This is a genomic window from Amycolatopsis sp. SID8362, assembly GCF_010550475.1.
Classification (GTDB): domain Bacteria; phylum Actinomycetota; class Actinomycetes; order Mycobacteriales; family Pseudonocardiaceae; genus Amycolatopsis; species Amycolatopsis eburnea.
Window position 1 is genome coordinate 1 of the sequence record NZ_JAAGNB010000450.1, and the last position, 4,930, is coordinate 4,930.

Annotated in this window: 6 protein-coding genes and 2 pseudogenes; 1 reads left to right on the plus strand and 7 read right to left on the minus strand. The window is 70.6% G+C overall.

Annotated features, from left to right (window positions below):
• Nucleotides 1-340, plus strand: a pseudogene (locus G3I65_RS14240) (transcriptional regulator); the annotation flags it as partial.
• Nucleotides 341-461: 121 nt separating this feature from the next.
• Here G3I65_RS14240 and G3I65_RS14245 read toward each other — a convergent pair.
• The 7 genes and pseudogenes from G3I65_RS14245 to G3I65_RS14275 all read right to left on the minus strand — a co-directional run.
• On the minus strand, nucleotides 462-995 hold the full coding sequence (locus G3I65_RS14245) for a hypothetical protein (RefSeq protein WP_160696538.1): 534 nt from the start codon (nucleotides 993-995) through the stop codon (nucleotides 462-464).
• Nucleotides 996-1,117: 122 nt separating this feature from the next.
• Complete coding sequence (locus tag G3I65_RS14250; protein WP_160696539.1) at nucleotides 1,118-1,963, minus strand: DivIVA domain-containing protein; 846 nt, start codon at nucleotides 1,961-1,963, stop codon at nucleotides 1,118-1,120.
• A gap of 52 nt (nucleotides 1,964-2,015) precedes the next feature.
• On the minus strand, nucleotides 2,016-2,291 hold the full coding sequence (locus G3I65_RS14255; protein ID WP_013224824.1) for a YggT family protein: 276 nt from the start codon (nucleotides 2,289-2,291) through the stop codon (nucleotides 2,016-2,018).
• Nucleotides 2,292-2,407: 116 nt separating this feature from the next.
• Nucleotides 2,408-3,007 (minus strand): cell division protein SepF, encoded by a 600-nt coding sequence (locus G3I65_RS14260; RefSeq protein ID WP_125310345.1) that lies wholly within the window; start codon nucleotides 3,005-3,007, stop codon nucleotides 2,408-2,410.
• A gap of 97 nt (nucleotides 3,008-3,104) precedes the next feature.
• On the minus strand, nucleotides 3,105-3,815 hold the full coding sequence (locus G3I65_RS14265) for a YggS family pyridoxal phosphate-dependent enzyme (RefSeq protein ID WP_160696540.1): 711 nt from the start codon (nucleotides 3,813-3,815) through the stop codon (nucleotides 3,105-3,107).
• Nucleotides 3,812-4,516 carry a peptidoglycan editing factor PgeF gene (pgeF, locus tag G3I65_RS14270; RefSeq protein ID WP_160696541.1) on the minus strand — a complete coding sequence of 235 codons (705 nt, stop codon included), beginning with the start codon at nucleotides 4,514-4,516 and terminating at the stop codon, nucleotides 3,812-3,814. Before pgeF ends, G3I65_RS14265 begins: the two co-directional genes overlap by 4 nt.
• Nucleotides 4,517-4,738: 222 nt before the next feature.
• Nucleotides 4,739-4,930: pseudogene (locus G3I65_RS14275) on the minus strand (cell division protein FtsZ); the annotation flags it as partial.

The window sequence follows — 4,930 nt, forward strand, 5'->3', positions numbered from 1 at the left end:
CGGCGCACCGGACACGCGACGCCGGGCGGGCGACCGGATCTCGGCCCCGCTGCGCGAGCACCCGTACACGCTGGGCCCGGCCGCGGAGCCGGTGTTCGACGCGCTGGGCGTCGACCTCGCGGCAGCGTCGTCTGCGCGGCGGCCGTTGCTGAAGTTTTGTCTGGACTGGAGCGAGCAGCGCCACCACCTGGCGGGCGCGTTGGGTGCTGCGGTGGCGACGCGGTTTCTGGAGGCTGGCTGGGTCCGGCGGCGTGCGGAGGCACACCGCGCGCTTCGGCTCACGTCGGAGGGGGCGCGGGCGTTGGAGACGCACTTGGGGTTGGCCGACCTGGCGGCCTGAGCGGCGGCCGCGCCACGACGCCGAGGAGCGGCACAAACCGACGCGGCCGATTGCCGGGCGGTTCGGCGAGCAAGCTCGCGGCGGCCGAGCGGAGTACGGGCCGCGGCCCGACCAACGGGTGTCAGCGGTGCGCGGCCACCAGGGTCGCGTCCGGCGTGCACCGGGCGCAGGGGGTGAAGCCGAGCTGGCGGGCCTCGCCGATGCCGATCGGGATGAGTTCGCGGGTGCCCAGCCACGGGCAGGCCCTCAAGTGGTAGCGCGGGTGCTCGTCGACGACCACGACCTCGTCGTCGAGGTCCGCCAGAACAGCGATGTCGTCAGCCGGGGTCTCTTCCTCATCCGGCTCGGCCGGCTCTTCCGCAACAGGCTCCGGCGTGTCCGCCGGGTCGCCCAGCTCACCGGCCTTCGGGATGAGCGTGGTCTGCTCCTCAGCCTCCGGAGCCTGCTCGGTCTCCGGAACTGGCTCGGCCTCGGGAGCGGCTGCCGGGACCGCCGAAGAACGGCGACGGCGGCGCAGCCAGTCGGCCACCAGGAGCAGGCCCGCCAGTACCGACAGGCCGATGGAAACCCACGCCCACAACGACGATGCGGTGATCAGCGCGGTGACGAGCAACCCCAGAGCCGCCAGTACCAGGACCAGCACTATGTAAAGCACGCTGCATTACAACACGAACCGGGCAAGATCGGACCGCGACCCACCCACGTGCCGTACCGGATCGACTCCGAACCGTGGCCTGCCCCGCCGGCTCACACCGGCGGGGCGGGCACGGACGAAACTCAGCCGGCTTCGGCGCGCGGGCCGAAGGAGTAGCCCTGGCCGCCGCTGGAGGAGCCGGACGACTGGCTCGAGCCGGACGAGGCCGACGCGGGTGCGGCGGAACCGCGGTCGTCGAGCTCGCGCAGCTGGGACTCGAGGAACCCGCGCAGCCTCGTGCGGTACTCCCGCTCGATCGTGCGCAGCTCTTCGATCTTCTTGCCCAGCCCGCTCTTCTCGGAGTTGAGGCTGTTCATCGTCTCGGTGTACTTGCGCTGCGACTCGCGCTCGAGCGTCGTCGCCTTGTCGCGCGCCTGGCGCTCCAGGGTCTCCGCACGGGTCCGCGCGTCGTTCAGCATCGTGTCGACGCGGGTGCGGGCCTCGTTGACCATCGAGTCGGACTTCGCCCGTGCGTCCGAGAGCAGCTGCTCGGACTTGGTGCGGGCCTCGGCCAGCATCCCGTCGGACTCGGTCTTCGCCTCGGCGGTCAGCCGGTCGGCCATTTCCTGGGCGAGACCCAGGACCTTGGCGGCCTGCACGTTCGGCTCCGTGCTGTCGCCGACCATCGAGTGCGCCTGGGTCTGCTCCATGGCGGACTGCGGCGGCGGCACCGGGGCGAGCCGCCGCGAAGGCTCTTCACGCATCGGGGGCGCCGACTTGGCGCTGTCGAGCTCGCTCCGAGTCGACTCGAGCTCGGCGTCGAGCTGCTCCATCTGCTGGCGCAGCTCGTTGTTGTCCTCGATCAAGCGGGCCAGCTCGGTCTCCACCAGGTCGAGGAACGCGTCCACCTCGTCCTCGTTGTAGCCCCTCTTGCCGATGGGCGGCTTGCTGAACGCAACGTTATGCACGTCAGCGGGGGTCAACGACATCAGATCACCTCACGCACTCCATGGCCTGCAGGGTCCACCCAAGTCTCCCCGATCAACTTGGAGTCGCCAGTTGCATCGCGAAGAACACAACCAACAGCAGCACCATAATCGACAAGTCCAGTCCGACGCCGCCGATCCGGACCATCGGAATGATCCTCCTGAACAATCGGACCGGCGGGTCCGTCACTGTGTAGATGGTCTCGAGCGTCACCGCAACCCCACCGGCGGGATGCCACTCACGCGCGAACGTCCGGACGAGTTCGACCACGATCCGCGCCGTCAGCAGCAGCCAGAAGGCGAACAGCACGTACCAGACGACCAGCCACACAGCTTCCACGTACCTACTCTAACCAGGCGTCCGGGCATGAGACGCAGTCAAGGGGGGTCGACGCCGCATCGAGTCGACAAAATCACGTCTGCTTGCGCTCAGCGGTCCGCGCGACTTCAGCCCCGCAAAAACAATCCCCCTTCGGCGATCCGCCGACGGTCTTCGGCGGTCACGTCCACATCGGGCGGTGAGAGAAGGAACACCTTGTTGGTGACCTTGTCCATCGACCCGCGCAGCGCGAAGGCCAGCCCGGCGGCGAAGTCGACGAGCCGCTTGGCGTCCGCGTTCTCCATCTCGGTGAGGTTCATGATCACCGGGATGCCTTCGCGGTAGTGCTCCCCGATCGCCCGCGCCTCCGCGTAGCTGGTCGGGTGCAGCGTGGTGATCCGGCTCAACGGGTCACGCACCGGCTGCCGCACGACAGGCTCCGTGACCGGCCGCAGCCGCGCCACGGGTTCCGGTTGCCGGTCCATCGCGAGCGCGCCGTGGACGGCCGGCTCCGCGGTGGCCACGGAGCGTGACCGACTGCGGCTGACAGGCTCGTCGTACGTGTCGTCGACGTCGCGGTACCGTGAACGCGACGACCGCGGAGCAGGCTCCTCGTAGGAGTCGTACTCGTCGTCGTAACCGCGTCGGTAGTCGTCCTCGACGTCGTAACCGTCGTCGTCAGCGGGCACCATCCCGAAGTAGGCCTTCAGCTTCTGCAGCGCGCTCATGCCTCTCCCTAGCCCTAGCCGCTCCCGCACCAACGATTCTCCACGCCGTCAGTGCCCCGCGCGGACGACCACTAAACGTGACGGCCGTGCGAGCTCCCTACGGCGAGGCTAAACCGCGTCCACCGAGCAACGCGGTTCCGACACGCACACAGGTGGAGCCGTGCGTGATCGCCTGCTCGAGATCATGGCTCATCCCAGCGGACACGGTTGCGGCATTCGGGTGATCTTTGCGGAGCGCCTCCCCCGCGCGAGCGAGGCGGTCGAAGGCGGCGGCGGGGTCGGCGCCGAGCGGGGCCACGGCCATCAGCCCGCGAAGCCGCAGCTCATCCATGTGGGTGACATGCTCGGCGAGTGCGCCCAGCTCGTCGAGGGGGCAGCCACCGCGCGCGGGGTCGTCGTCGAGGCTCGCCTGGATCAGCACGTCGAGGGGTTCGTCACGTATCTGCGCGTCCCGGACCGCACGCACCGCCTTCGCCAGCGCGTCGGCGAGCCGGGCCGAGTCGAGGGACTGCACCTCGTTCGCCCAGCCGACCACGGAGCGTGCCTTGTTCCGCTGGAGCCTGCCGACCATGTGCCAGCGCAGCCCGGGGACTTCGGCGGCCTTCGGGCCCGCCTCCTGGTCGCGGTTCTCGCCGACGTCGGTGACGCCGAGCTCGGCGAGCAGGGCGACGTCGGACGCCGGGAAGGTCTTCGTGATCGCGATCAGCTTGACCTCGTCGCGGGCGCGCCCGGCGGCCCGGCACGCGGCGGCGATCCGGTCTTCGACCTCGGCCAGGTTCGCGGCCAGCTCGGCCTTCCGGTCGGTCATGCCTCGACCCAGGTGATGCCCGCGATCCGCCCGGTCGTCCCGTCGCGGCGGTAGCTGAACAGCGTCTTGTCCTCGTTCGTGCAGCGCGGGTCGACGCCGATCTTGCCGACGCCGAGGTCGGCGAGCTGGCGCCAGAGCCCGGCGCGCAGGTCGAGCCCGGGCGTGCCCTTGCGGGTCTTGCACGCGGTACCAGGGACGTGCTTCTCGACGTCGGCGGCCATTTCGGCGGGGACCTCGTAGCAGTCGCCGCAGATCGCCGGGCCGAGCAGGGCTTCGATCCGGTGCGGCTCGGCGCCCGCCTCGCGCATCGCGGCGACCGCGGCCGGGACGACGCCGACGCGCGTGCCGACGCGGCCCGCGTGCACCGCGGAGACCACGCCGGCCTCGGCGTCGGCCAGCAGGATGGGTACGCAGTCGGCGACCAGCACCACGAGCGCGACACCCGGGGTCGCGGTCACCAGCGCGTCGGTCGCTTCGGCGGCCCGGGTCTCGGAGCCGTCCACGATGGTCGCGGTGCGGCCGTGGACCTGCTCCATCCAGGCCAGCTTGTCCTCGGCCAGGCCCAGCTCGGCCGCCAGGCGCTTGCGGTTGGCGTAGACGTTCCCCTCGTCGTCGCCGACGTGGTCCCCCAGGTTGAAGGTGTCGTACGGCGGCCGCGACGCGCCGCCCGCCCTGGTGGTCACCACTCGCCGAACCCGCATGCCTTCATCCTCCCAAACACCGCGAAGGTCCCGACCCCAGCGCCCCAATGTGGCCTTCGGTGCGTCAGACGCACCGAAGGCCGCCTTGGGTGCGTCTCACGCAACCAAGGCCGCCTTGGGGCGCTGGCAGCCGGTCAACACGGAGCCGTTTCCCCAATGCCGTGAAGGCCTCCTTACCGGCCTGTATCGCCGGTAAGGAGGCCTTCACGGAACGTAGTAGTCCTAGCGCCGCATGAACGGCGGGACGTCGACCTCGTCGTCGGACGGGTCGTCGTGGACCGGCATGGCGCGCCCGGGCAGGCTGCCCTGGGTCGGGTTGGAGCCGATCGGCGAGTAGCCGCGCGAGCCGCCGCCGGGCTGCGGGAGACCGCCGGACGGCTGTCCGCCGGTCGCCGGCGGCATCGGCGAGTGCGT